The sequence below is a fragment of the Vibrio sp. genome, from assembly GCF_984391705.1.
On sequence record NZ_CFHWOM010000013.1, the window covers coordinates 1 to 26,149 of the forward strand.

23 protein-coding genes are annotated in these 26,149 nt (G+C 45.2%); 13 read left to right on the top strand and 10 right to left on the bottom strand.

The annotated features are described in order from the left end of the window. Positions 1 to 708: 708 nt before the first annotated feature. Complete coding sequence (locus tag AC4MRV_RS10010) at positions 709 to 2,109, top strand: sensor domain-containing diguanylate cyclase (protein ID WP_491187267.1); 1,401 nt, start codon at positions 709 to 711, stop codon at positions 2,107 to 2,109. A gap of 28 nt (positions 2,110 to 2,137) precedes the next feature. Here the strand turns inward: AC4MRV_RS10010 and glpX are convergent, their stop codons facing one another. After that, positions 2,138 to 3,145, bottom strand: a complete 1,008-nt coding sequence (gene glpX, locus AC4MRV_RS10015) for a class II fructose-bisphosphatase (RefSeq protein ID WP_491187210.1) — start codon at positions 3,143 to 3,145, stop codon at positions 2,138 to 2,140. 293 nt (positions 3,146 to 3,438) lie between these two features. On the opposite strand from glpX, the gene zapB reads away from it, so the two are divergent. Further along, on the top strand, positions 3,439 to 3,681 hold the full coding sequence (gene zapB, locus AC4MRV_RS10020; RefSeq protein ID WP_038217639.1) for a cell division protein ZapB: 243 nt from the start codon (positions 3,439 to 3,441) through the stop codon (positions 3,679 to 3,681). Positions 3,682 to 3,752: 71 nt separating this feature from the next. Here zapB and metF read toward each other — a convergent pair whose 3' ends face one another. The 3 genes from metF to AC4MRV_RS10035 all read right to left on the bottom strand — a co-directional run bounded on the left by metF (position 3,753) and on the right by AC4MRV_RS10035 (position 8,463). Beyond that, the gene (gene metF / locus AC4MRV_RS10025; RefSeq protein WP_491187211.1) at positions 3,753 to 4,643 is read right to left on the bottom strand and encodes a methylenetetrahydrofolate reductase; all 891 of its coding nucleotides are present in this window, start codon (positions 4,641 to 4,643) and stop codon (positions 3,753 to 3,755) included. Between the two features lie 242 nt (positions 4,644 to 4,885). Then, positions 4,886 to 7,297 carry a bifunctional aspartate kinase/homoserine dehydrogenase II gene (locus AC4MRV_RS10030; protein ID WP_491187212.1) on the bottom strand — a complete coding sequence of 804 codons (2,412 nt, stop codon included), beginning with the start codon at positions 7,295 to 7,297 and terminating at the stop codon, positions 4,886 to 4,888. Next, positions 7,297 to 8,463, bottom strand: a complete 1,167-nt coding sequence (locus tag AC4MRV_RS10035) for an O-succinylhomoserine (thiol)-lyase (RefSeq protein ID WP_491187213.1) — start codon at positions 8,461 to 8,463, stop codon at positions 7,297 to 7,299. The genes AC4MRV_RS10030 and AC4MRV_RS10035 overlap by 1 nt, the downstream gene beginning before the upstream one ends. A gap of 219 nt (positions 8,464 to 8,682) precedes the next feature. Here AC4MRV_RS10035 and metJ point away from each other — a divergent pair, with 219 nt between their 5' ends. Further along, complete coding sequence (metJ, locus tag AC4MRV_RS10040; RefSeq protein WP_038141179.1) at positions 8,683 to 9,003, top strand: met regulon transcriptional regulator MetJ; 321 nt, start codon at positions 8,683 to 8,685, stop codon at positions 9,001 to 9,003. Between the two features lie 100 nt (positions 9,004 to 9,103). Here metJ and AC4MRV_RS10045 read toward each other — a convergent pair whose 3' ends face one another. Beyond that, positions 9,104 to 10,381 carry a malic enzyme-like NAD(P)-binding protein gene (locus AC4MRV_RS10045; RefSeq protein WP_491187214.1) on the bottom strand — a complete coding sequence of 426 codons (1,278 nt, stop codon included), beginning with the start codon at positions 10,379 to 10,381 and terminating at the stop codon, positions 9,104 to 9,106. A gap of 256 nt (positions 10,382 to 10,637) precedes the next feature. Next, positions 10,638 to 10,856 carry a 50S ribosomal protein L31 gene (gene rpmE / locus AC4MRV_RS10050; RefSeq protein ID WP_004743259.1) on the bottom strand — a complete coding sequence of 73 codons (219 nt, stop codon included), beginning with the start codon at positions 10,854 to 10,856 and terminating at the stop codon, positions 10,638 to 10,640. 315 nt (positions 10,857 to 11,171) lie between these two features. On the opposite strand from rpmE, the gene priA reads away from it, so the two are divergent. From priA to AC4MRV_RS10085, 7 genes are all read left to right on the top strand, one after another. After that, positions 11,172 to 13,373, top strand: a complete 2,202-nt coding sequence (gene priA / locus AC4MRV_RS10055; protein WP_491187215.1) for a primosomal protein N' — start codon at positions 11,172 to 11,174, stop codon at positions 13,371 to 13,373. A 351-nt stretch (positions 13,374 to 13,724) separates the two neighbouring features. Continuing rightward, positions 13,725 to 14,732 carry a DNA-binding transcriptional regulator CytR gene (cytR, locus tag AC4MRV_RS10060; protein WP_491187268.1) on the top strand — a complete coding sequence of 336 codons (1,008 nt, stop codon included), beginning with the start codon at positions 13,725 to 13,727 and terminating at the stop codon, positions 14,730 to 14,732. 113 nt (positions 14,733 to 14,845) lie between these two features. Continuing rightward, positions 14,846 to 15,391 (top strand): cell division protein FtsN, encoded by a 546-nt coding sequence (gene ftsN, locus AC4MRV_RS10065; RefSeq protein WP_491187216.1) that lies wholly within the window; start codon positions 14,846 to 14,848, stop codon positions 15,389 to 15,391. A gap of 128 nt (positions 15,392 to 15,519) precedes the next feature. Then, entirely contained in the window at positions 15,520 to 16,062 is a 543-nt protein-coding gene (gene hslV / locus AC4MRV_RS10070; RefSeq protein WP_481087070.1) for an ATP-dependent protease subunit HslV, read from the top strand. A 50-nt stretch (positions 16,063 to 16,112) separates the two neighbouring features. Beyond that, positions 16,113 to 17,447, top strand: coding sequence for an ATP-dependent protease ATPase subunit HslU (gene hslU / locus AC4MRV_RS10075; protein WP_491187217.1), 1,335 nt, complete (start codon positions 16,113 to 16,115; stop codon positions 17,445 to 17,447). A gap of 226 nt (positions 17,448 to 17,673) precedes the next feature. Beyond that, a complete protein-coding gene (locus tag AC4MRV_RS10080) occupies positions 17,674 to 19,077 on the top strand; it encodes an SPFH domain-containing protein (protein WP_491187218.1) in 1,404 nt (467 codons plus the stop codon). Between the two features lie 240 nt (positions 19,078 to 19,317). Further along, positions 19,318 to 20,001, top strand: coding sequence for a nitroreductase family protein (locus AC4MRV_RS10085; RefSeq protein ID WP_491187219.1), 684 nt, complete (start codon positions 19,318 to 19,320; stop codon positions 19,999 to 20,001). Between the two features lie 91 nt (positions 20,002 to 20,092). Here AC4MRV_RS10085 and frdD read toward each other — a convergent pair whose 3' ends face one another. Genes frdD through frdA form a run of 4 tightly spaced genes read right to left on the bottom strand, consistent with a single transcriptional unit; the run spans position 20,093 to position 23,449 of the window. Then, positions 20,093 to 20,470, bottom strand: a complete 378-nt coding sequence (gene frdD, locus AC4MRV_RS10090; protein ID WP_159739491.1) for a fumarate reductase subunit FrdD — start codon at positions 20,468 to 20,470, stop codon at positions 20,093 to 20,095. A gap of 12 nt (positions 20,471 to 20,482) precedes the next feature. Further along, entirely contained in the window at positions 20,483 to 20,866 is a 384-nt protein-coding gene (frdC, locus tag AC4MRV_RS10095; protein WP_053441439.1) for a fumarate reductase subunit FrdC, read from the bottom strand. A gap of 1 nt (position 20,867) precedes the next feature. Beyond that, a complete protein-coding gene (locus AC4MRV_RS10100) occupies positions 20,868 to 21,632 on the bottom strand; it encodes a succinate dehydrogenase/fumarate reductase iron-sulfur subunit (RefSeq protein WP_491187220.1) in 765 nt (254 codons plus the stop codon). Further along, positions 21,632 to 23,449 (bottom strand): fumarate reductase (quinol) flavoprotein subunit, encoded by a 1,818-nt coding sequence (gene frdA / locus AC4MRV_RS10105; protein WP_491187221.1) that lies wholly within the window; start codon positions 23,447 to 23,449, stop codon positions 21,632 to 21,634. Before frdA ends, AC4MRV_RS10100 begins: the two co-directional genes overlap by 1 nt. A 432-nt stretch (positions 23,450 to 23,881) precedes the next feature. Here frdA and epmA point away from each other — a divergent pair, with 432 nt between their 5' ends. From epmA to secB, 3 genes are all read left to right on the top strand, one after another. Next, positions 23,882 to 24,853 carry an elongation factor P--(R)-beta-lysine ligase gene (gene epmA, locus AC4MRV_RS10110; protein WP_491187222.1) on the top strand — a complete coding sequence of 324 codons (972 nt, stop codon included), beginning with the start codon at positions 23,882 to 23,884 and terminating at the stop codon, positions 24,851 to 24,853. Positions 24,854 to 25,000: 147 nt separating this feature from the next. Next, on the top strand, positions 25,001 to 25,435 hold the full coding sequence (locus tag AC4MRV_RS10115; RefSeq protein WP_491187223.1) for a rhodanese-like domain-containing protein: 435 nt from the start codon (positions 25,001 to 25,003) through the stop codon (positions 25,433 to 25,435). Positions 25,436 to 25,593: 158 nt separating this feature from the next. Next, positions 25,594 to 26,061, top strand: coding sequence for a protein-export chaperone SecB (secB, locus tag AC4MRV_RS10120; RefSeq protein ID WP_159656199.1), 468 nt, complete (start codon positions 25,594 to 25,596; stop codon positions 26,059 to 26,061). Positions 26,062 to 26,149 lie beyond the last annotated feature (88 nt).

Genomic DNA, 26,149 nt, shown 5'->3' on the forward strand with positions numbered 1-26,149 from the left:
CGGCCTGTCACGCCGGGGGTCGCGGGTTCGAGTCCCGTCCACTCCGCCACTTCTTCGAAAGCCCTGCTAGAAATAGCAGGGCTTTTTCGTATTTGAATCATTTGGAATGTCTGTCCTTCTACCGGATAGCTCCAGATTAGTTGTCCCCAACGAAAGACAGCGCTTGTTTACGTTTAACGCTTCTTAAGTACTGAGCTTATTTCATGGGCCGAACACCTGACCATCGATTCTCGCTCGTATGCGACTCCAATTGAACGCAAACCCGAGCTGGGTGCCTTAGCCATTTCGCCACTTAGTTAACCTGATACGAAAGCTTTGTGTAGAAAGTGTTTTTGCATGGACTCACTGGAGTCTCACCACTACTTTTAGAAAGCCTAGTTTGACATTGTCACTGGCATCTCGTTTTTCCTAATAGGACAAATGCCTCCTGCTATGATGCTAGAAGGAAAATCAAATTTTTTGCCTATGTCATTCCAGGTATAAATAATGTTTCTAGCAAGTGGTTCCAAAAGGTTCAATGCTGATTGATTAAGTCAAAAACTAAACTTAGTTGAATTATATGGAATGATATATTGATAAGGTGTAGCATCCTGTTACAATGCTCACCTGTTTTCATATTGAGTGTCGTCAGTGACTTTAGATAATGAGATAGGGATAAAGAAAGCTCTTCTAGGGATTACAGCACTTTTTACATTGTCAGTAATACTATTGACCTCAGATTCTGCAAAGGAGTCTGAATTAGAGTATTACAACGAAAAGCGATTCGTCGAAAAAGGGCTCGAAGAACTAAGCCAGGTTCTGAATGCTCTCGAGTACAACATATCGGTTTTGTATCCTTTACATAATGAACAGTATGTATTACCTCATATAATTAATCTTCAGGGGATAACTTGCAATTTTGGTGGCGTTAGCCAGCAAGGTGAAGATTATGACTTTCTATTCTCTGGCCCTGCATCTATGTGTGACCCTTCATCTAGCCTTTACCAAGAAGCGTATCGTCGATTATTTATCGCGCCTTCAATGGCTTACTTTACTAACGCATTTGAAAAAATTTCATCCATCTATTTTCTTTCAAAAGACAAGTTCATCATTTCATCACCAAAAGAATTTGCTCAAGCTATAAAAGGGGACACCTTCGATAGTATTGTGATGAACCGCCCTTACTGGATAAACACGGTGCGTTATGGCCTCACTCAGCAACAAGATAGAGTGGTCTTTACCGGAAACTATGAAGACTATCTTACGGGGGAAAAGGTCGTTACCGTAACTCGTGGTGTTTATATTGACGGAGAGTTTAAAGGGGTACTCGCAATCGATAGTTACCTCAATGATCTTCTTCAAGACACAATGTCCGGCTATCAGTTATCCGACACTCCGGGCCCCAATTATCGCGATTTGGTTAGCTTTACGTTTTCGGCACCAGTAATAATCGGTGAGCAGTATACTGGACTTTACTTGAATGTTAATGAACCGAAAAGGGAGCACATTTTCCATATTCTTCAACACGATAAAGACGCGCTTATCTTACTGTTTTTTGGCTATGTTATTGGACTGGCCTTCATATGGTATAACTACACCCAAACCAAACACGCTCGTTTGCATGAACTTGCGATGAAAGATCCTCTTACAGGGCTTGCGAACCGGAGAGGTTTTGAACACCGCCTTAAAAATCTGGTGGAATCGCAGTATTTCGCAATCGCAGTTTTTGATATCGATAACTTTAAAAGGATTAATGATGAACATGGCCATGATGAAGGCGATCTCGTTATCATGCATGTTGGTCAGTCTATTACTAATAGCGTGCGTCGACAGGACATTGTTGCTCGTTTTGGTGGTGAAGAGTTTGTTGTTGCTGTGAGTGGGGAGTCGGACGTATTGGTCAGCTCTATTTTAGAGCGTATACAGAGAGAAATTAGTCTACAACCTTATCGATTACCAACTGGGAATCAAAAATTTATCTCGGCCTCTGGAGGCGGGGTTATTTACAAGAGCAACCATTTCGAAGGTTCAATGCACATATGGTCTAATCAAGGGATCCGTCGTGCCGATCAGTTGTTGTATCAAGCAAAGGCTAACGGGAAAGATAGGATCGTCATTGAGCAACAATAAAAAGGCCAGCTGACGCTGGCCTTTTTAATTAAAGAATAATATCTCTTACTTCCGGATCTTTACGTTCCAAGTAATGAATTGATTTTATACGACGAATTGTACGGCAACGTCCACGAATCAATAGAGTTTCGGTAGTTGCAATATTACCTTGACGCGTGATGCCTTCTAACAAATCACCTTTGGTAATACCGGTTGCAGAAAAGACGACATTATCGCTACGAGCCATGTCTTCCATCTTCAAGACGACATTCGCTTCTACACCCATCTCTTGGCAGCGTTTGAGTTCGGCAGCTCCGTAGATGCGGTTTTCTTCACTGTCCCCTTTAACTTCATGGCGAGGCAGTAGTCGTCCATTCATATCACCGTCCAATGCACGGATGACAGCGGCTGAGACTACTCCTTCAGGAGCTCCACCTACACAGTACATAGCATCCACTTCACTGTCAGGCATACAAGTTAGGATCGATGCAGCGACATCACCATCAGGTACCGCAAATACACGTACACCCATTGATTGCATTTCTGCAATGACTGCATCGTGACGTGGTTTTGCTAAAGTAATGACTACTAGGGTATCAAGAGATTTGTTAAGCGCTTTAGCGATGTTTTCTAGGTTCTCTTTAAGTGGTTTGTGCAAGTCTATGCAACCTTTCGCTCCAGGGCCGACAACCAGCTTTTCCATGTACATATCAGGAGCTTTGAGGAAGCTGCCTTTCTCACCAGCAGCAAGCACAGCCAGCGCGTTTGATTGACCCATAGCTGTCATGCGAGTACCTTCGATAGGATCAACAGCAATGTCCACTTCATCACCACCGATACCGACGTTTTCACCAATGTAGAGCATTGGCGCATCATCGATTTCACCCTCACCAATAACAATCTCACCGCTAATCTCGGTTTTATTAAGCAGGGTACGCATAACTTCAACAGCCGCGCCGTCTGCTGCGTTTTTATCGCCTCGGCCTAGCCATTTATAGCCTGCCAAAGCAGCGCCTTCTGTTACTCGAGAAAATGCCATTGCTAAATCGCGTTTCATGATGACTCCAAAGTAAGGGGGAATGAGAAAATCGGCAGGATTCTAACACAATGGGAAGAAAACGTTTGCTATTTTGAGCGATTTGAATTGAACTCGATCAAAACAGTGTCGAAATCCATGTAAATCAGTTGGTGTTTCCCTTTCAGTCAGGAGATTGTCAGTGTGTGCTGTTTTTTTGACCGAATGGTGCAAAATATCGAATATAGGGCGTGTTTATCATTCTCGGGCTGAGTAGAATGAAGGCATTGAGTGGAGAGCCCTTCACATAAATGAATAACCAAAGGTAGGCTAAGATGTCTTTTGAAGTACTAGAACAACTAGAAGCAAAAATCCAAACTGCTGTTGACACTATTTCTCTGCTACAGATGGAAGTAGAAGAACTAAAAGAAGAGAAAGAGAAGCTAGCAGTTGAAGCCAATGAATTACGTTCAAGCCGCGAAGAACTTGAGCAGAAAGCTCAGCAGATGCAACAAGAGCACGCTGCATGGCAAGATCGTATCCGTAACCTTCTAGGTAAGATGGATGAAGTAGAGTAAGTTCATAAACTTACCTAAGAGCAAAATAAAAAGGTTGGCGAAAGCCAACCTTTTTGCATTTCTTAACATCATTAAATACTTGGTCTAACACCTAGCGTATGGCATAAAGCGTAAGTCATCTCTGCGCGGTTAAGTGTGTAGAAGTGGAAGTCTTTTACGCCTTCACGACTCAGTACTCGAATCATGTCGATCGCTTGGCTTGCACCTACCAATTGACGTGTCGTTGGGTCGTCATCTAAGCCTTCAAACTGCTTTGCCATCCAGCTTGGTACTTTTACATTGTTCTGCGCAGCAAAGCGTGATGCCTGCTTAAAGTTTGAGACTGGAAGAATACCAGGAACGATTTCAACATCGATACCTGCTGCAACACAACGGTCGCGGAATCGTAAGTAGCTCTCTACATCAAAGAAGAACTGGGTAATGGCGCGGTTTGCGCCAGCATCTACTTTACGTTTAAGGTTTAACAAATCAGCTTGAGCGCTTTTCGCTTCAGGATGTACTTCAGGAAATGCAGCAACGGAGATGTCGAAATCATGGCGATCTTTTAGCAGAGTCACTAGATCCGATGCATACATATCTGGTTTACCTCCACCTGGAGGAATATCACCACGAAGAGCCACAATGCTTTGAATACCATTGTTCCAGTAGTCGTCAGCGATCTGGATCAGTTCTTCACGGCTAGCATCAATACAAGTCAAGTGAGGCGCTGCGATCAGTCCTGTTTCAGCTTTGATCTCTTTGATGATTGAGTGGGTGCGGTCTCGCTCACCTGAATTTGCCCCATAGGTTACAGAGACAAACTTAGGCTTAAGTGTTTTTAGGCGATGTACAGAGTTCCAAAGTGTCTCTTCCATTTTTTCACTGCTCGGTGGAAAAAATTCAAATGACACATTAATGTTGTCAGAAAGTTCAGCGATATTTTGATTTAAGGCGTCGATATGACCTGCGTGTGTGTATCCCATCTTACTCTCTCCCTGTGGTAACTCTGCCCACTAAACTGCAAATCCTTGAATTGACGTTTAGACGTCTATATGTCCACAGAATGTATTGAATACGATTTAATGTCAACAGTGTAATTATGAATTTTATTCAAGTTGATCATGAGTGATATTGAAGTTCACTTTACTGGAGTGTTCTGTCTATGATTTTAGACAGAGTTTGCGAGTCAGGATAAAAAAGGGCTGCAAAAAGCAGCCCTAGATGTTTAGAGGAAGCTAGAAAGTAAATTGAGATCCGATTGAATTGCACCTGAAGTGACTTCTCGTCCAGCTCCTGGTCCACGGATAACGAGTGGGTTGTCCTTGTACCACTTGCTCTCAATCGCGAATATGTTGTCGCAAGGTAGTAAATTCGCTAGCGCATGTTCCTTATTCAGAGCTTCAACGCCGACACTCGCTTGGCCATCTTTCTCTAAACGGGCTACATAGCGTAGGACTTTGTCTTCGCGCTGCGCTTTTTCTAAGCGCTCAGCAAGAAGCTGACTTAACAACTGACTCTTATCTAAAAAGTCATCTAGCGACAGGTCAGCTAACTCTGATGGCACTAAACTTTCTACTTTTACGGCTTCTGGTTCAATGTCTAGCCCAGCTTCACGGGCTAGGATTACTAGTTTTCGCATCACGTCTGAACCATCAAGGTCATTGCGAGGATCTGGCTCAGTGAGGCCCTGTTGCCAAGCTAGATCGACTAACTCGGCAAAAGGGACTGAACCATCGTATTGTTGAAATAGCCATGAGAGCGTACCTGAGAAGATTCCAGATAATGCTTGAATATCATCACCACTTTCACGTAAATCACGCACTGTGTGGTTGATAGGCAGCCCAGCGCCCACGGTGGCGTTGTATAGCCAGTGACGATTAATTTTGGCGAAAGCATTTTGGACTTGATGGTAATAATCACTCGAAGCGGAGCCCGCTACTTTATTGGCAGAGATAAGGTGCATGCCTTGTTCCGCAATGTTCAAGTATTGGCCAGCTAACTCTTTACTTGCCGTCACATCCAACACCACGACATCATCGTATCCTTGGATAGCTCCTAACTTGTCAATCCACTCACCAGACTGGTACTCGATGGCTTCTTCGTCAAAATGCTCGCTCACTGAAGATGCATCGATGCCCTGAGGATTGAACCAATAAGTTTGACTATCGATAACCGCTACTAACTCAAAACTCATACCACGGCGTTTTTCTAGATCGGCTTTTTGCTCTGCAAAGAGAGTTAACCAACTCGATCCAATATTGCCTTTACCACACAATGCGATGCCGACACGTTTCTGAGCTTGGAATAACTGGCTATGAATGGCTTTGACCAATTGGGTAGTGTCAGCTTTACGCAGTATCGCCACTAAACTCAATCCAGATTGAGATTCAGAGATAAATTCAACGGGAGATGATTTGAGCTTTTGATAGAAACCGTAGCAGTGATTAGCATTTTTCGTTACACCAGCGCCGACCGCCGCTACGAGAGAGTAGCCTTCTTTTAGTTTAATTTCGGCTTCAATTGCTGCGTCTTGCAGATATTCTAGCGCACCACCGGCAATTTCAGCCGTGTAAGCTAAGCGAAGCGTATTTTGGTCATCTTGTACTTCATAGGTTAAAGGTTCGAGCTGAGCGCGTTTTAAGCTAGATAGTACTTCTTTCTCAAGTCTTGCGAAGTCGTGACCTGCAGAGAAGTTAAGTTGGATTAGCAGCACTTCGTTGAGTGATGAAATGATCTTTGCTCCACGACCAGATGCCAATACGCGTTCGATTCGAGTAGAGCCAGATTCGGGTTCGTAGCTGCAGCGTAGATGCAAATCCATGGTGCTTTGAGCAACTGGCTGTAGAGTCCGGCTATGCAAAACTGGTGCGGCAAGACGAGCCAGTTCGCTCGCTTCATCAAGCCTGAGGAGTGGTAGTAAGCAGGCATCGCTAACAATACGAGGATCTGCACTGTATACACCCGCTACATCACTCCAAATGGTTACTTGTTTGACTTCCGCTAAAGCACCGATGACCGTTGCTGAATAGTCTGAGCCATTCCGACCCAGTAACACGGTTTGCCCTTGTTCATCTTGTGCCATAAACCCGGTAATCACCACTCGATGATGGGCATGTTGAGCTAGTACTTCTTTGACGAGCGGATAAGATGCTCCGCGATCAACTTCTGGCTGAGTACCGATTTCTGCTCGAAGGAAAGCTCGCGCATCTTGAGCAACGGCTTGAAGGTTATTCTGGTTGAGGAGAGCAGCCAATAGACGTGACGACCATACCTCACCATGACCAAGCACAGAGGCCTTTTCTGCTTCAGTCAACGGTGCCGTAAGCTCACCCAAAGTAGAAAATTCGTCGTTTAGCTTGGCAAGTAATGTTTGTTGTTCTTCTATAGAGATCAGCTCTTCGATAAGAGTAGTTTGAAATTGGCGTAGGCTTTGCAACACTTCATGTGCTAAGCGACCATCTTTATTGAGTGACTCTAGAAACTCTATTAAGCGGTTAGTGGTCTTCCCTGCGGCTGAGACGACAATCAAGTCTTCACTGGCAGAGTACTCTTTTAAGATATTAACTACGCGGCGATAACATTCCGGGTCGGCTAAGCTACTACCACCGAATTTATGCAGTTGGCGAGAAATAGTCATTAGCATGCCCCCTTAGTTTCAGCGAACGCCTTATCAAGGTCTGCAATTAGATCGTCGGCGTCTTCTAGGCCTACAGAAAGACGCAATAGCTGATGGGTAACCCCAGCTTCTGCCAGCGCTTCTTCTCCCATTGCTCTATGAGTCATCGATGCCGGGTGACAAATCAAACTCTCGACACCGCCTAAAGATTCTGCCAGTGAGAAAAGCTCAAGCTGGCCAACGAAGAATTTTAGTTGTTCAAAGCTGCCGGCAAATTCAAAGCTGAGCATTGAGCCAAAGCCTGATTGCTGTTTCTTGGCAATTTCATGCCCTGGGTGTTCAGGGAGGCTTGGGTGGTAGATGGTGCCAACTAAGTCTTGTGTTTTGAGGTACTCAAGGATCTGCGCCGAGCTTTCTTCGTGTACTTTCATTCGAGCACCCAGAGTGCGAATACCGCGTAAAGTCATGTAGCTATCGAATGGAGTACCTGTTGCGCCGATACAGTTGCCCCACCAAGCTAAATCTTCGGCATGCTGCTCGGTTTTAGTGATTACCACGCCACCTATCACGTCGGAATGACCATTGATGTACTTAGTTGTTGAGTGAATAACGAAGTCAGCGCCTAGCTCAAGAGGTTTTTGGAACACAGGTGTCAAAAAGGTATTGTCTACACCGACTAGTGCGCCGACCTGTTTTGCTTTGTCACATACATTTGCGATATCGACGACGCGAACCAAGGGGTTGGATGGTGTTTCAAGTAAAATCAGCTTTGGCTTAAGAGCAATGGCTGCATCGAGTGCTTTCTCGTCGGATTGATCGACAAATTGCACTTTGAAATCGCCTTTTTGTGAGCGTGTATTAAATAGACGATACGTACCGCCGTAACAGTCATGAGGTGCAATGATGAGATCGTCAGGGCCCAGGAATGCTGACACCCACAGGTTAAGCGCAGAGGTCCCGCAATTCGTTACCACAGCGCCCTTTCCGGACTCTAGTTCATACAGCGCCGTTTCGAGCAAGCCGCGGTTTGGGTTTCCCGAACGAGTGTAGTCATACTGAGGTACTTCGCCAAATGCAGGAAATCCATAGTTGGTCGAGAGGTAAATAGGTGGCACAACGGCGTGGTGTTGAGTGTCAGATTCAATACCAGTACGTACGGCGATGGTGGCTGGCTTACGGGCGCTCATAAGTGTTTCCTTTCGAACAGTGATGACAACTTGTAGGGAATACGTTATACCTGTTGGATGTTAGATATATGTTATTCCATCTCCATATCTCATCACTTTACTTCTCATTTTTTGAGACGTCAACACTTCTAGACGTCTATATGTCTTTGCTTGTGGCTATAAATACCGCTAAAATTGCGCTTTACTCAATTAAACACAAAGAATTATTAAAGGTGCGCAATGGCAGACTGGAATGGCGAATACATTAGCCCATACGCTGAGCATGGAAAGAAAAGCGAACAAGTAAAGAAGATTACTGTTTCTATTCCATTGAAAGTATTAAAGGTATTAACCGATGAGCGCACGCGTCGTCAGATTAATAACCTGCGCCATGCAACAAATAGCGAGCTATTGTGTGAAGCATTTTTGCATGCCTACACTGGGCAACCACTGCCAACTGATGAAGATTTAAGAAAAGATCGCCCTGACGACATTCCAGCAGAAGTTAAAAAATTGATGGAAGAGATGGGAATCGAATACGAAGCGTTTGACGAAGAATAACAAAAACAATAAAGCACCTAGTTTTCGCTGAGAGCCGATCATCGTTATAAAAAAACCGCTGTGTAGTAACAGCGGTTTTTTATTGGTTCTAATCTAGCGACTAGGCTTCCATGTAGTTTTCTGGCATTTCGATGCGCGCAACGCCAGAGTCTACAGCGGCTTGTGCTACCGCTTTGGCTACACGAGGTAGTAAGCGAGAGTCCATTGGTTTTGGAATGATGTAGCCAGGACCAAACTCCAAATGATCAACGCCTGCTGCCTTTAATACTTCTGCTGGTACGTCTTCTTTTGCAAGTTGGCGAATAGCATCAACGGCTGCCAGCTTCATTTCATCGTTGATTTCGCTTGCTCGGACATCCAGTGCGCCGCGGAAAATGAATGGGAAGCAGAGTACGTTGTTTACTTGGTTCGGGTAGTCGCTGCGACCTGTACCCATAATAAGATCATCACGAACTTCATGGGCTAGTTCTGGTTTAATCTCTGGATCAGGGTTTGAACACGCAAACACAACTGGTTTGTCAGCCATCAGTTTTAGCGCTTCTGCTGGCAGTAGATTCGGACCAGATACGCCTAGGAACAGATCTGCACCTTCAATTACATCTTCCAAAGTACGCTTGTCAGTATTGTTAGCAAACAGTTGCTTGTATTCATTTAAGTCATCGCGGCGAGTATGAATGACACCCTTGCGATCAAGCATGTAGATCTTTTCACGCATGGCACCACACTTGATCAGTAGCTCCATACAAGCGACGGCTGCAGCACCTGCACCTAAACAAACGATCGTTGCATCTTCTAGCTTTTTGCCTTGCAGCTCGATCGCATTAAGCATACCAGCAGCAGTAACAATCGCTGTGCCGTGTTGGTCATCGTGGAAAACTGGCACATCACAACGTTCGATAAGTTGTTTTTCAATTTCAAAACAGTCAGGAGCTTTGATGTCTTCTAAGTTGATACCGCCAAAGGTGTCGGCAATGTTGGCGACGGTATCAACAAATTCTTCAATTGTGCGATGTTTCACTTCAATATCAATCGAGTCTAGACCAGCAAAGCGTTTGAATAGAAGCGATTTACCTTCCATTACAGGCTTTGAGGCTAGTGGACCTAAGTTACCAAGACCAAGAATTGCTGTGCCGTTAGAAATCACCGCAACCATGTTACCTTTAGAGGTGTATTTATAAACATTATCAGGGTTTTGCGCGATTTCACGAACAGGTTCCGCTACGCCTGGGCTGTAGGCTAGGGCAAGGTCATTAGCTGTTTCTGCAGGTTTTGTTAGTTCGACAGAAATTTTACCTGCAGTTGGGTATGCATGGTAATCCAGAGCTTGCTGACGGAATTGCTCTTCAGGGGATAATTCTTGGTGATTGTCGTCTGACATAGGTGTAGGTACTCGTTAATAATAATTGGAAAGGGGAAATCCATTCTAGAGTAACTAAGTCAAGCTGCAAAGGTCAGAATGCGACCCATGACGACAAAAAGTGGCAAATGACTGGAGATAAGACCAGATGAATAGAGATATCGCTAGAAAAACTCTGTTTTATTAAAACAATACGCTAGGGCGAGCGCTGAGGGATATACTGCAGGCAACAAAAAAGGACGCCTTGGCGTCCTTTTTAGATTCGGCTAAGCAGAAATTACTTCTTGCTTGATAGAGCACCGAAACGCTTGTTAAAGCGATCAACACGACCGCCTGTATCTACGATACGTTGCTTACCAGTGTAGAATGGGTGACATTTGTCACATACGTCTAGGTGGATTGACTCTTTAGCTAGAGTTGAGTTGAACTCAAAAGAGTTGCCACAAGAACAAGTTGCTTTAACAGCTTTGTATTCTGGGTGGATACCAGCTTTCATGGGATAACCTCAATATATGGGCCGTGTCGCCATCCGATTCTATGCCGGACACCACACGTAGTTTAAAAAATAGTATTTAGGGATACCGCTACCATCAGGCGAGCCATATCTCTAAGGCGCGATATAGTAATGAATCCATGTCTCTGAATCAACCAGTTTGCAGAGAAAATTGCTACTTTTTTAGCCTAACTTAGTCGAGTGAGTTATTGAGCGCATGGAACAGGCATTTTCGAGGGAGAAATTCGTTTCCTTCCTACTTATCACCTTTTCCCTTACACTGTTTTGGTCTCTATCTACACATTCTCAATGGCTTATATGCGACCAACGATTGCGCGAGTAGCGTTACCTGTTCCACTGGACAAACAGTTTGATTACCAGATTCCATCACACTTGTTTCCCATCATCGGTGGACGAGTATCAGTCCCTTTTGGTCGTCAGACACTGGTTGGTGTCGTGACTGCTATGGTCAATGAATCTGAATTTAGCCTTGATAAGCTCAAACCGATTAAGCAAGTGCTTGATAGTCAGCCTGTATGGCCAGAAACGCTTTATTCTTTGCTCCATTGGTGTAGTCAGTTTTATCAGTATCCTTTGGGCGATACTCTGTTGAACGCGATGCCGAGTGCATTAAGGAAAGGAAAACCAGCGGATTTTGCGGCGCTGGTGGAATGGCAGTTGACGACGGCTGGCCGTAATCAATTGATGCAAAGCTTTGGGCGAGCGGTTCAGCAAGCAAAAGCAATGCATATGCTAGAAGCGGGTCCTGTACCTCACCAAGAGTTCGTTGACCAAGAAATCAGTTCGAGTGTCTTGAAAACCCTGCATGACAAAGGGTGGATAGAGTCGATAGAGAGAAAGCCTGTCATCCGAGATTGGAGCCATGAAGTTGAAGCCCAAGTCGAGAAACCGAAACTCAACACCGAGCAAGCAGTAGCTATTGCGACGGTTAATAGTACTCAGGAATTTGGGTGCTTTTTGTTGGAAGGGGTGACTGGCTCGGGTAAAACGGAAGTGTATCTTAACTTGATAAAACCCGTTCTTGAGAAAGGAAGGCAGGCGCTAGTTCTGGTCCCTGAAATTGGATTAACGCCACAGACTATCAATCGATTCAAAAAACGCTTTAATGTACCTGTCGAAGTGATTCATTCGGGCTTAAATGATACGGAAAGACTTAATGCTTGGCTCTCTGCTCGAGACAATGCGGCTGGTATCGTGATTGGTACGCGATCGGCATTACTAACACCTTTCCACGATCTGGGCATTATTATCGTGGACGAGGAGCATGATTCTTCTTATAAGCAGCAAGATAGTTTGCGTTATCACGCTCGTGATGTGGCGGTGATGCGTGCTAACAAAGAGCAAATTCCTATTATCCTTGGCTCAGCTACTCCAGCATTAGAAACACTTCATAATGCCTTGGTCGGTAAATATCATCATTTAGTCTTATCTAAGCGAGCCGGAAATGCGACCCCAACAACCAATAAAGTCTTGGATATTAAAGGACTCTACCTTGAGAGTGGTCTTTCGGCTCCCCTAATTGCCGAAATGCGCAAGCACTTACAGGCAGGGAATCAAGTTATGCTGTTTCTCAATCGCCGCGGTTTCTCGCCAGCATTAATGTGTCATGAGTGCGGATGGATTGCCGAATGTAAGCGTTGTGACGCCTATTATACCTATCATCAGTACAACAATGAGATTCGTTGCCATCATTGTGGTTCTCAGCAACCGATTATTCACCAATGCCAAGGATGTGGTTCGACCCATTTAGTCACGGTTGGTGTCGGAACCGAACAGCTTGAAACCCAACTGTCGCAACTGTTTCCAGATTACAAAGCCATTCGTATCGACAGAGACAGTACTCGCCGAAAGGGCAGCTTAGAAGCCGCACTTTCGTCAATTCGAAACGGTGAGTATCAGATTCTGATTGGAACCCAAATGCTAGCTAAAGGACACCATTTCCCTGACGTGACCTTAGTTGGTTTGTTAGATGTCGATGGCTCTTTATATAGCAGCGATTTTCGAGCTTCTGAACGTCTGGCTCAACTCTTTATTCAGGTTGCCGGCCGTGCAGGCCGAGCGAGTAAGCCTGGTGAGGTGGTCTTGCAAACCCATCATCCTGATCATAGCTTATTGCAGGCTTTGTTAACCAAGAGCTATCGTCACTTTGCTGATACGGCGCTTGAAGAGCGTAAGTTGGCGATGTTACCTCCTTATTCTTTCTTAACCTTGTTCCGAGCTGAGGCAAACAGCAGTGAACAGGTAGAAGAGTTTTTGCGCCAAGTTCGGCATACATTAGAAGCGCACCCTCTATTTGACGACTACTGCCAAGTTCTTGGACCGACACCTGCACCTTTGGCGAAGCGTGCGGGCAAATATCGTTGGCATTTGTTGTTGCAAACCCAGCATCGTTCCACAATGCAAAAGTTGCTGTCGAGTGCTAAACCAGCAATCCAGCTGTTGCCTAGCGCTAAAAAAGTACGCTGGACACTGGATATTGAGCCTCAGGATCTGAGCTAGTGATTCATCGGTCACATCACTGAGAGTTATTGAAGTGCAATGAATTAGTTGTCGCAAGATTAATGAGTTGCATGTTTTTCATTTATTTGTGATTCAGATCTGGTTTGGGCTGCCCGTTTTGTTAAATCTCCCGTAACTTTGTGTTGTGAAATGAATAAACTAGACGAAGTATTGCTTAACTCTGCACGTTAAATAACGGCAGGTTAAACGTTTGCTTTGTGCAAATGAACGATAAGAATGAGTTGTAGCTCATCATCGACACACACAGTCACAAGAAATATGTGTGTGATTCAGCAAGGTTTAGGTGGCACCGCGCTACCAATGTTGGAAATTGAAGAGGGTAAAAATTTTATGGCGACAATGAAGGATGTTGCCCAGCTAGCAGGAGTTTCGACAGCAACGGTTTCCCGCGCGTTGATGAACCCAGAAAAAGTGTCTTCAGCAACAAGAAAGAGAGTTGAAGATGCCGTGCTAGAAGCTGGATATTCACCAAACTCTTTGGCGCGTAACTTGCGTCGCAATGAGTCAAAAACCATCATTGCTATCATTCCTGATATCTGTGATCCCTATTATACCGAGATCATTCGTGGCATCGAAGATGCAGCAATGGAGCATGGCTACATTGTTTTGCTGGGTGACAGCGGTCAGCAGAAAAAGCGTGAGAGCTCATTTGTAAATCTAGTCTTTACTAAGCAAGCTGATGGAATGCTGCTGCTTGGCACTGATCTTCCATTCGATGTAAGTAAGCCTGAACAGAAAAATCTACCACCGATGGTGATGGCTTGTGAGTTTGCTCCAGAGCTTGAATTACCTACGGTACACATCGATAACCTCACTTCTGCGTTTGAAGCGGTTAACTACCTGACTCAGATGGGGCACAAGCGAGTTGCTCAGATCTCAGGTCCAGAGTCTGCGGTGCTTTGTCAGTTCCGTCATCAGGGTTATCAACAAGCGCTGCGTCGAGCAGGTATTACGATGAATCCAAATTATTGCACCAATGGTGACTTCACTTTTGAAGCGGGTGCTAAAGCGATTCGACAGCTGCTATCACTCTCAGATGCCCCCACTGCCGTTTTTTGTCATAACGACGCGATGGCTATCGGTGCGATTCAAGAAGCGAAGAAATTGGGTTTACGAGTCCCTCAAGACCTATCAGTGGTTGGTTTTGATGATATCCAGTTTGCGCAATATTGCGATCCGCCGTTGACCACTATTTCTCAGCCTCGTTATGAGATTGGTCGTCAAGCTATGTTAATGATGTTGGAGCTGCTTCGTGGTCATGATGTACGTGCTGGTTCTAGACTATTAGAAACCAAGCTCGTAATTCGTGAGAGTGCGGCACCTCCAAGAGTCCTATAGCGGATAGTGATAGGCGGTGCATTTTGATGTACCGCTTCCATTTCCCCTCTGTCATCGCGTGGCATTCTGCATTAACATACTGGCAGTGGCTCACAAATGATTGATGTACAACAGTGGCAAACAGAGATTATGTAAAACGTGGTCGGGGCAATAGCGGGCGCAAACCAACGCGTAAGCAAGCGGCTCCTAGTCGAAAACCATGGCGCAGTGGATTGATCGCTATCCTATTGGTTAGTGTCTTTGGGTATGGCTTATACATACTAAGCACGGATCCTGAGCCGCCAGCACCTGTTGTTGAAACCAAGCCTAAGCCAAAACCTAAACCAAAAGCAACGTTGCCACCTCCTCCAGAGGAAAAGTGGGATTACGTTGAAAGCTTGCCTAATCGTGAAGTGGAAGTGAAAGCGAAAGAGCAAGTCGTATCTGACATACCTTACATAATGCAGTGTGGTGCGTATAAGAATGCTCAGCAAGCGGAAGCTCGTAAACTGGATATTGCCTTCCAAGGTATTAACAGTAAGATTCGGAAGAAAGAGGGCAGCAGTTGGTACCGAGTGGTACTAGGGCCATACAAATTTAAGCGTGATGCTGAGCGTGATAAGCACAAATTGCAGCGAGCGAAAATTGAGCCGTGTGCGATTTGGAAAGAAACGCAATAATCACAACAAAACGAACCTTTCGGGGTTCGTTTTTCGTTTCTATCTCTATCCTTTTCCCTTGAATTCCACCATTCAGAGCCTCATATAGTTTTTAACACTGAGATTAAAACAACTATGAGGCCCTACTCGTGACTACCATTGTATCTGTACGTCGTAATAATAAAGTCGTCATCGCTGGTGATGGACAAGTATCTCTGGGTAACACAGTAATGAAGGGCAATGCGCGCAAAGTGCGTCGCCTCTACAACAATAAAGTTTTAGCAGGCTTTGCTGGTGGTACAGCAGATGCTTTCACTCTGTTTGAAAAGTTTGAGAGCAAGCTGCAAATGCACCAAGGCCACCTAACCAAGGCTGCAGTAGAACTCGCGAAAGACTGGCGTAGTGACCGAGCGCTACGTAAGCTTGAAGCGCTATTAGCCGTAGCCGATGAAACGGCATCTTTGATCATCACGGGTAACGGTGACGTAGTTCAACCAGAGAACGATCTGATTGCGATCGGTTCAGGCGGTAACTTCGCTCAAGCGGCAGCAACCGCATTGCTTGAAAATACAGAATTAGATGCGCGTGAAATTGCAGAGAAGTCACTAACCATTGCTGGTGATATCTGTGTGTTCACTAACCATCACCACACTATCGAAGAACTAGAAATCCCAGCCACTCAAGCCGAGTAAACGCGCTGAATAAGCAAAGATAGTGTTAACAGAATTTAAGGAAATTGATTATGTCTGAAATGACACCTCGCGAAATTGTTCATGAACTTAACCGCCATATCATTGGTCAAGAAAATGCAAAGCGTTCTGTCGCGATTGCGCTACGTAATCGCTGGCGCCGTATGCAGCTTGAAGAGAGCTTGCGTGTTGAAGTAACGCCAAAGAACATTCTAATGATTGGTCCTACGGGTGTTGGTAAAACTGAAATTGCTCGCCGCCTAGCTAAACTAGCGAATGCACCTTTTATTAAGGTTGAAGCGACTAAGTTTACCGAAGTGGGCTACGTTGGTAAGGAAGTCGAAACCATCATCCGTGACCTGACAGACGTTGCGATTAAGATGACGCACCAGCAAGCGATGGAAAAAGTGAAATTCCGCGCGGAAGAGCAAGCAGAAGAGCGCATTCTTGATGCACTACTGCCGCCAGCTCGTGATGCTTGGGGTCAGAACGAACAGCAAGATGAAAGCTCATCGAATACTCGCCAAATTTTCCGTAAGAAGCTACGTGAAGGCAAGCTAGACGATAAAGAGATTGAAATCGATGTTGCTGCGCCGCAAATGGGCGTAGAAATCATGGCTCCTCCTGGTATGGAAGAGATGACCAACCAACTGCAAGGCATGTTCCAAAACCTAGCAGGTGACACCAAGAAAAAGCGCAAGCTGAAAATCAAAGATGCATTCAAAGCATTGACCGAAGAAGAAGCGGCGAAGCTGGTTAATCAAGAAGAGCTGAAAGAGCAGGCAATCTTTAACGTTGAAAACAACGGCATTGTATTCATCGATGAAATCGACAAGATTTGTAAGCGCGGTGAAAGCTCGGGTCCAGACGTATCTCGTGAAGGTGTTCAGCGTGACTTACTGCCTCTGATTGAAGGTAGTACAGTATCAACTAAGCACGGTATGGTGAAAACAGATCACATCTTGTTTGTTGCATCTGGTGCATTCCAAATCGCGAAACCATCTGACTTGATCCCTGAACTGCAAGGTCGTCTGCCAATTCGTGTTGAGCTAGAAGCACTATCAAGCAATGACTTCAAACGTATTCTGACTGAGCCAAAAGCTTCTCTGACTGAGCAATACGTTGCGCTAATGAAGACGGAAGAGGTGGATGTTGAGTTCACCGAAGATGGCATTACTCAAATCGCTGAGGCTGCGTGGACAGTAAACGAAACAACGGAAAACATCGGTGCGCGCCGTCTGCATACTGTTATGGAACGCTTAATGGATGAGATCTCATTCGAAGCGACAGACAAAGCAGGCTCTAAGCTGACTATCGATGCCGAGTACGTGAAAGCGAAATTGGGTGACACGATTGAAGATGAAGATCTAAGCCGCTTTATTCTTTAATCGACAAGTTTCGAGATATAGCCGACCCAATGGTCGGCTTTTTTGTACCTGTCATACACTTATAAAATCTCTATATACTTCGGAAAAAATATACCTAAATTGTGAATCTTTCGATTATTCCTTAGTTAAATGTTTTGTTACATTTATAAATGTTGATGAGCTTCTCTATAACAGTCTGTTTTTATTTGGTTTTGAGAACCCTCATTCAACACAAAGGAGAATTAGAATGAACGATATTGGCTTAGGACAAACTACAAAGGTGGAACAGCGTCGTCAGATGTTACACCGAGGTATCAAAGCGGCAATCATTGGTGTGCCGTTACTCGCATTCGGCTTGACGATCAATAGCTCAGTCTTGATGACCGATGCTGGTTATAGCTATGTGCACCAAAATAATATTACGGGTGAGTTGGATGTATTTACTGAGCCGGGAATTCATTTTCGAATGCCGTTTCTTTCCAAGATTACTCAATATGATCAAGTGATCACTGTGTCATTTGGCAATAGTAAAGGTGAAGACTTCTATCAACGTCTTGATCCTGTACAAGTGCGTTTTGCTGATACTTATATTGGTCAAATCCCAGTAACCTTCCGTTTCAAACTTAGCAACGACCCCGAAGCGGTGAAGAAAATGCACCGGGAGTTTCGTAATAACAGCAACTTAATTGATGCTCTATTGGTGAAGAATGCACGGAATGTGACTGTAATTACTGCGACTCAATACACGGGGGAAGAGTTCTTCCAGGGTGGTTTGAATCAGTTCAAGTCAAAACTGGGTGATCAGCTACGTGATGGTATCTATACCACGGAGCGTCGTCAGGTCGAGGTAGAAGAGTTAGACCTTGCGCCTGTGGGTGTGGATCAGTCGAATGCGAACCAGTTGCAACGCACCAATCAACTTGTATGGAAAACGGTCCCAGTTGTCGATGAAACGGGTCAACCGATTCGTCAAGATAACCCACTACAACAATACGGCATCCAAGTGACTCAGGTGACGATTGGCGATCCTCAGCCGGAGAAGCAACTCGATCAGTTATTAGCGGATAAGAAGCGTCTAGTCGCCGATCGTATTCGAGCGATTCAAGAGCAAGAAACCTCTAAAGCGCAAGCAGAAACAGAGCAGTTACGTAAAGAAATTCAGCGAACTCGTGAAGTTCAAGATGCTCAGCGACAAAAAGAGTTGGCGATCATTTCTCAGCAGAAAGAGGTCGAAGTAGCCAGACAAATCGCAGAGCGTGAAATTGTTGAAGTTGAGAAAACGAAACGCCTAGCAGAGGTAGAAAAAGAGAAAGAGCTTGCGATTGCAGAAGCAAATTTAGCGATCCAAAAAGCGAATGCTTTGTCTGCTGAGTTTGAAGCTAAGGCGATATTAGAGAAGGGGCGTGCAGAAGCTGAAGTTTTGAAAGCGAAGTACGCGGCATTAGGTGCCAACCGCGAAGTGTACCTAGCAGAATTGAATCGAGAAGTGGCAAACTCCTTGTATAACAACCTGCAAAACTTCCAAGTTCAAATGCCTCAAAACTACATTGGTGGCAGTGACGATACTGGGCTAAAAACTAACTTGGATGTGATTACTGGCTTTGGTGCTCTAGGTCTAATGGATCAAACCAAGAAGGTAGTCCAGCAGTAACCGCATCGATAGTTAAACGCTGAAAAGTAAAAGGATCATAGGTAACCCAAAGCTCTGGATGTTATCTACGTCAGGATAAAGAGAGGCTGATATGTACTATCAGCCTCTTTTTTTGTTTGTTATTCGTTGATGAATATTTGCGCTCTATCTCAATATCGCATTGACGTCATAAAGATAGGCTGGGGTGTCAGGCGTTTGTGGCTATAGTGATTTAACACCCAACAAGCGCAAGGAAGCACTATGTCGACTCAAGAGCAACACCATCCACTCAATGATTTTGTGGAATACTCTCCGCAAGAAATGGCAGCAAGAGCTGTACACAACCTTGAGCAACTTCAGCGCCGTCATTCGATTCGAAGTTTCTCTGATCGCCCAGTGGCGAAAGAAGTCATTGAGCACTGCATTCGAGCAGCGGGTACGGCACCTAGTGGGGCAAACCATCAACCTTGGCATTTTGTTGCGATTAACAGTGCAGAAGTGAAAGGGCAGATCCGTCAAGCCGCTGAAGAACTAGAACGTTCTTTCTATGAAGGTCGAGCAGGGCAAGAATGGTTAGATGCACTCAAACCACTTGGCACGAATGCCAGTAAGCCGTATTTGGAAAAAGCGCCGTGGCTGATCGCTGTGTTTTCACAGAAGAAAGGCGGTATGAGTAACGATGGGGAGCAAACTAATTATTACGTGCACGAGTCAGTCGGGATTGCGACGGGCTTTTTGCTTCAAGCATTGCATAACGCCGGTTTGGGTACCTTGACGCACACGCCAAAGCCGATGAGTTTCTTGAGTAAGATTTGTGGGCGAGACAACGATGTCGACCGTCCGTATATGTTGATTGTGACCGGTTATCCGGAAGAAGATGCGACCATTCCGGAACATGCAATGCACAAAAAGTCACTGGATGAAATCGCAACCTTTATTGAATAGTGTCTGAAATGAATAGTGCTGACGACAAATACAAATAACAGGCAATAAAAAAGCTGGCAAGTTGCCAGCTTTTTTCATTTTCGTCAGCGTCTTAAATCATGAAGATAAAGATAACAGCCAGTGCAGAAATTAGACCTGCAAACGCGTAACACGCCACTTTGCCAACGACACCAGTATGGAACTTAAGGTCATGCATACCATGGTGAACACGGTGCATTGCATGCCACATTGGTAGTGCAAGTGTGCCAATGATAAACAGCGCACCAATGATGCTGGTTGCAAACTCAGACACACGCTCGTAGCTAAGCGCTTCAGCGTTAATAACGCCCAGTGGTGCTAGTACACCAAGCACTAAGATAGTGATTGGTGTGATCATCGCAAACCAAGTTCCGCCAGCGCCAAATAGGCCCCACCAGATTGGCTCATCAGAACGTTTCGGAGCTCTATCAACAGAGTAATTAGGTTTCATCGTTAACGCTCCTTACACCACGACTAAGACGATTAGTGAAATAAATGCCACAGCAGCCCATTGAGTCAGCACAATAATCTTTTTGTCTACTGGCTTACCTTTAAGGCGGATCGGCATAACTTGCGGCATCATGCTAAAGAAAGTCTGAGCATGAAGTAGGCTACCAGCGAGTGCCACGATGTTAATCGCGATGATCACTGGGTTGGCCATGAAGTTTAGCCAGGTTTGCCACGCTTCTGGTCCTTTGACTAATGAGCCTAAGCCGAAGGTTAGGAATAGTGTGAATAGGATCAGTGGCAGTACGGTTGCTTCACGCAGCATGTAGAAGCGGTAAAACGGATGATTTTTCCACCAAGTACGTTTTACTTCACGAACGTAAGGTTTACGGTTACTCATCTTACGCCTCCTCTGCTGTTTTCGTTGGTGTGCCGTCAGGCTTGAACATTGAGATAACGAAGTCCATTGAAGACTCAACTTTACCTTGGTTAACCGCGGCCGCTGGATCAACGTTCTTCGGACAAACATCAGAACAGTAACCGACGAAGGTACAGCCCCAAGCGCCGTTTTCACCGTTGATCAGTGACATACGCTCAGCTTTACCATTATCGCGGCTATCTAAGTTGTAGCGGTGAGCAAGCGTGAGTGCTGCAGGGCCGATAAACTCAGGGTTTAAACCAAACTGAGGACATGCCGCGTAGCAAAGACCACAGTTGATACAACCAGCAAATTGCTTGTACTTAGCCATTTGCTCTGGTGTTTGTAGGTTAGTGCCATCTTCAGGCTTGCGGTCGTTACCAATAATGTAAGGCTTGATCGCTTCTAGGCGCTCGATAAACGGCGTCATATCAACGATTAAGTCTTTTTCAATTGGGAAGTTTGCTAGTGGCTCAATTTTAACGCCATTTGGGTAATCACGTAGGAAGCTCTTACAAGCAAGCTTAGGTACGCCATTAACCATGATGCCGCAAGAACCACAGATCGCCATACGACAAGACCAACGGTAAGAGAGGTCTTTGTCTAGGTTATCTTTGATGTAGCCTAGTGCATCAAGCGTTGACATAGTTTCATCAAACGGCACTTCAAAGGTTTGAAAATGCGGCTCTGCGTCGTGCTCTGGATCGTAACGCAGAACTTCTACTTTTTGGATGCGATTCGCTGACATTATGCTTGCTCCTCTGCTTTCTTCTCTGCCGCTTTCGCTGCTTCTTCTGCTGCCGCTTTTTCAGCTGCTTCACCGTATAGACGCGCTTTTGGTTGAGATTTAGTAATCTTCACGTTGCTGTAGTCGATAGTTGGTGCTGAATCTTCTTTGAAGAAGGCCAGAGAGTGTTTCAGGAAGTTCACGTCATCACGTTCAGTGCAGTTGTCATCAAGACGTTGGTGCGCACCGCGTGACTCTTTACGCAAGATTGCTGAGTGAACCATCGCTTCAGCAACTTCAAGGCCATAGCCCACTTCAATAGCGTATAGAAGGTCAGTGTTGAATACCTTGCCTTTATCTTTGATGCTGATGTTTTTGTAACGTGCTTTCAGTTCAGTGATTTTCTCGATCGTTGCTTGCATCAGATCTTCTTGGCGGTAGATACCACAGCCTGCTTCCATGGTGTGACCCATTTCAGTGCGGATATCAGCCCAGTTTTCATCACCTTCTTGGTTCATCAGTGCTGCGATGCGTTCTTCAACTGCTTTCACTTGAACCGCGATAGACTCTTCGTTCCAGCCCTTGAACTCTGCTGCGCGTTTCACCGCTTGCTCACCCGCTACGCGACCGAATACCACGAACTCTGCCAGTGAGTTAGAACCTAGACGGTTAGCGCCGTGAAGACCAACAGAAGCACATTCGCCTACCGCGAATAGACCTTTAATGCGCGTTTCACACTCGCCGTTAGTTTCAATACCACCCATGGTGTAGTGCACCGTTGGACGAATTGGAATCGGCTCTTTTGCCGGGTCAACGTTCACGTACGCTTTCGCTAGCTCACAGATAAACGGTAGACGCTCTTGTAGGTACTCTTCACCTAAGTGGCGAAGGTCTAGATGCACCACATCACCAAGAGGGTGCTTGATGGTGTTGCCTTTCTGTTGCTCGTGCCAGAAAGCTTGTGAAACTTTGTCGCGTGGACCCAGTTCCATGTATTTGTTCTTCGGTTGACCCACTGGCGTTTCAGGGCCCATACCGTAATCTTGTAGGTAACGGTAGCCATTCTTGTTAACGATGATACCACCTTCACCACGACAACCTTCAGTCATCAAGATACCAGTACCAGGAAGACCTGTTGGGTGGTATTGAACGAATTCCATATCACGTAGAGGAACGCCGTGACGGTAAGCCATCGCCATGCCGTCACCCGTTACGATACCGCCGTTGGTGTTACAGTGGTAAACACGACCTGCGCCACCGGTTGCAAGAACAACTGATTTTGCTTTGATGGTAACTAATTCACCTTCTGACATGTGAATCGCGATCAGGCCTTGGACCTCACCTTCATCAACAAGCAGATCCACAACAAAGTACTCATCAAAACGTTTGATGTTGTCGTACTTCATCGACGTCTGGAATAGGGTGTGAAGCATGTGGAAGCCGGTTTTATCGGCTGCGAACCAAGTGCGCTCAACTTTCATACCGCCAAAGCGGCGTACGTTGACTTCACCGTTCTCTTTACGACTCCATGGGCAGCCCCATTGCTCCATTTGGATCATTTCGCGAGTCGCGTTTTCTACAAAGTATTCAACAACGTCCTGTTCACATAGCCAGTCGCCACCGCCAACAGTGTCGTTGAAGTGGTTGTCTAGGCTATCTTCATCCTTGATAACTGCTGCTGAGCCACCTTCCGCTGCGACTGTATGAGAACGCATAGGGTAAACTTTAGAAATCAGTGCTACTTCTAAATCAGGGTTTGCTTCAGCTGCTGCAATAGCAGTGCGAAGACCAGCGCCGCCTGCGCCGATCACTGCGATATCTGTGGTGATAATTTGCACAGTTATCCTCCAGTGTGAAATTGCGGAATTATCCGCTTGTTATAATTACATGGGGTAATTCCCCAAAAGTGGTAGGGTTAGTGTAGAAGAGCTTTTTTTCAGAAAAATTGATGTAATTAGGTTTTTGCTCCGGTAATGCATATAAGGGCATAAAAATTATAGGTTATGTGACTGCAATCACGGCAAGGAATGTTTTGCTCTCTGAGCTACACACCAAGTTTGTTAAGTGGCTGTTGCATAACATTACTGACATTGATAAATGCCTTAATGTCGGATGTTTTTTGAGCTGTACTACGACAAATGCTTGCTTCAAAAATGCTGCTATATGACGGCAATTTTTCTGAGTACGGAGTGCAGATCTTTTCTATCGACTAGGCAAAGTTAGGCAAACTTGATATTTTCCCGGCAACAAAAAAGTAAGAGATTCCTCCTATGAACCAAGATTGGCAGCCAACGGCTTCAATAGAGCAGTTACGTCAGCGTGCGAAACTATTGAGTCAGATTCGTCAGTTTTTTGCTGAGCGTGATGTATTGGAAGTCGATACACCCGCGATGAGCCATGCAACTGTTACCGATATTCATCTACATACGTTCCAAACTGAGTTTGTTGGTCCTGGGTACGCTGATGGTAGTAAGCTCTATTTTATGACGAGCCCTGAGTTTCATATGAAGCGATTGCTTGCGGCGGGCAGTGGTTGTATCTATCAGATTAACAAAGCATTTCGTAATGAAGAGAATGGCCGTTATCACAATCCAGAATTCACCATGCTGGAATGGTATCGAGTTGGCTTTGACCATCATGATCTGATGGATGAAATGAACAAGCTTCTTCAACTCGTGCTTGGTTGCGGCGAAGCGGAACGAATGACTTATCAGCAAGCGTTTATCAATGTGCTTGGGGTATGCCCACTAGAAGGCTCGATGGATGAGTTGAAAGTCGTCGCAAGGAGCCTTGGTTTAGGTGATATCGCTGAACCAGAAGAAGACAGAGATATTTTGCTGCAGCTGCTGTTTAGCATTGGGGTGGAAGGTAAAATTGGTCAGCAAACCCCAGCGTTTGTCTATGACTTCCCTGCATCACAAGCAGCACTTGCGAAAATCAATCCAGATGATGTACGAGTTGCTGATCGCTTTGAGGTGTACTTCAAGGGGATTGAGTTAGCTAATGGCTTCCACGAACTTGATAATCCAAAAGAGCAGCTGAAACGTTTCGAGTCAGACAACGCTAAGCGCATTGGCATGGGGTTAGAGCCGCAACCTATTGATCATCATTTGATTGCCGCTTTGGAGTCTGGTCTTCCGGAGTGTGCTGGTGTTGCTTTAGGTATTGATCGGCTCATCATGCTGGCGATCGGTTGTGATCATATTGATCAGGTGACCGCATTTCCGTTCCCTAGAGCGTGATGAAATGCGCAACAGATGCTGATTGTGAGAGCATTTGACTCGCTTAGACTCAGTATCCTCGCTATACTCCCAATCTGAATTTTTAGTCTAGAGCTGCTAGATCCTTCATATCTGAAGTGGCAGCTCTATCATCGAAGAGCACAGGACATGCAAGAGTACATCGCATTTTTTCAAGAGAACATGATTCTATCTCTGGTATGGGTAGGTCTTTTGGTCGCCCTTATCATGAACATCGTTAAGTCTGCGACAGCAGCCTACAAAGAGATCTCCGCTAACGAAGTAACCACACTTATGAACCGTGAAAATGGTGTTGTGGTTGATATCCGCGCAAAAGATGAGTTCCGCAAGGGGCATATTACCGATGCAGTTCACATTTTGCCGTCTGATATTAAAGCAGGTAACTTTGGTAGCCTTGAAAACCGTAAATCAGACCCAATCATCGTAGTATGCAAGACAGGTCAGACAGCGCAAGAAAGTGCAAACCTTCTAGCGAAAGCAGGCTTTGAAAAAGTGAACTTGCTTAAGAATGGTCTGATCGCTTGGAATGAAGCGAACCTACCTTTAGTTAAAGGTAAGAAGTAATTTACGTAACGAATACTTGGAACGTTGATTGAAAAGTCAGCGTTTAACGCCGAGAGATGTGAAGACTGCCACGGAATTGCGTGGAAACCTAGTCAGCGTAAGCGCTCTCGGTTAGTCTCGAAACAGACTAGTAATTCAAGGATTAAAGGATTTTTATAATGGCTGAAGCAGCACCGCAACAAGAAGCTCAAAACTTCGCAATTCAACGTATCTTCCTAAAAGACGTATCTTTTGAAGCGCCAAACTCACCAGACATGTTCCAAAAAGAGTGGAACCCAGATGTAAAACTGGATCTAGACACTCAAAGCCGTGAACTAGGTGAAGGCGTATACGAAGTGGTTTTACGCCTAACTGTAACTGTGAAGAACGCTGAAGAGACAGCTTTCCTATGTGAAGTTCAGCAAGGTGGTATTTTCACAGCTGATAAGATGGAAGCTGGTCAACTTGCACACTGTCTAGGTGCATTCTGTCCAAACATCCTATTCCCATATGCTCGTGAAACGATTTCTAGCCTAGTTGTTAAAGGTACGTTCCCTCAACTAAACCTTGCACCAGTTAACTTTGATGCACTGTTTATGAACTACCTACAGCAGCAAGCTCAGGCTGAAGGCCAAGCAGAAGCGTAATTAGCTGACTCTGTATTTGCAGAGCGGTAATGAAATGCACAGAGCATCCTTGAATTAGATGCACTGTGCATTTTTTGTTTTAATAGGC